Raw genomic sequence first — 1,067 nt, 5'->3', positions numbered from 1 at the left:
TATTGAGGAATCTGTTTCAGGCGCAAAGGTCATCAAAGCATATTCACGTGAGAAGCAGATTACTGCTGAATTCCTCGAAAAAAACGCTGCACTCAAGACGTCGGGCTTTTGGGCGCAGACGATTTCCGGGTTTATTCCGAAGGTCATGAACTCTTTGAATAACTTAAGCTTTACAATGATTGCGGCAATCGGCGGTTTGTTTGCGCTGAAAGGCTGGATCTCGATCGGCTCCATCGTTGTCTTTGCCGAGTATTCAAGACAATTTACACGCCCTTTAAACGATCTGGCCAACCAGTTTAATACGATGCTGTCCGCAATCGCCGGCGCTGAACGGGTGTTTGACGTGCTTGATGAAAAAGAAGAGCGCGAGGATGAAAAGAACGCCGTGCATCAGCCCATCCAAACAGGCAGCATTGAATTCCGGGATGTGTCCTTCGGTTACGATAAAGGGCAGCAGACACTGAAGCATTTACAGTTTACCGTGCCTCCGGGGCAGTCCATCGCGTTTGTAGGACCGACGGGGGCGGGGAAGACAACCGTCACTAACCTTCTCGCCCGTTTTTACGAGCCTAACGATGGAAAAATTTTAATCGATGGTACAGATATTAAAACCCTTACTAGAGCAAGCCTAAGAAAAAACATGGGGTTTGTTCTTCAGGATTCTTTCTTATTTCAGGGAACGATCAGAGAAAACATTCGCTACGGCAGGCTTGATGCTTCTGATCAGGAAGTCGAAGCCGCTGCAAAAACAGCGAATGCCCATAGCTTTATTGAAAGGCTGCCAAAAGGGTATGACACCGTGCTGACGCAAAACGGTTCGGGCATCAGTCAAGGACAGAAGCAGTTGATTTCTATAGCGAGGGCGGTGCTTGCCGATCCGGTTCTTCTCATTTTGGATGAAGCGACAAGCAACATTGATACCGTTACAGAAGTCAACATTCAAGAAGCGCTCGCCCGTTTAATGGAAGGAAGAACAAGCGTCATCATTGCCCACAGGCTGAACACTATTCAAAGAGCGGACCAGATTGTGGTGCTAAAAAACGGTGAAATGATTGAAAAAGGCAGCC

General features: G+C 47.6%; 1 protein-coding gene. It reads left to right on the top strand.

What is annotated here, in order from left to right:
• The coding region (locus tag ACWHAR_RS22930) for an ABC transporter ATP-binding protein (protein WP_452087929.1) at positions 1-1,067 on the top strand (1,067 nt) is incomplete at both ends.

Source organism: Bacillus sp. LR--39 (assembly GCF_053613335.1).
The sequence above is the reverse complement of the archived record's forward strand: the minus strand, read 5'-3'. Positions and strand labels throughout refer to the sequence as shown.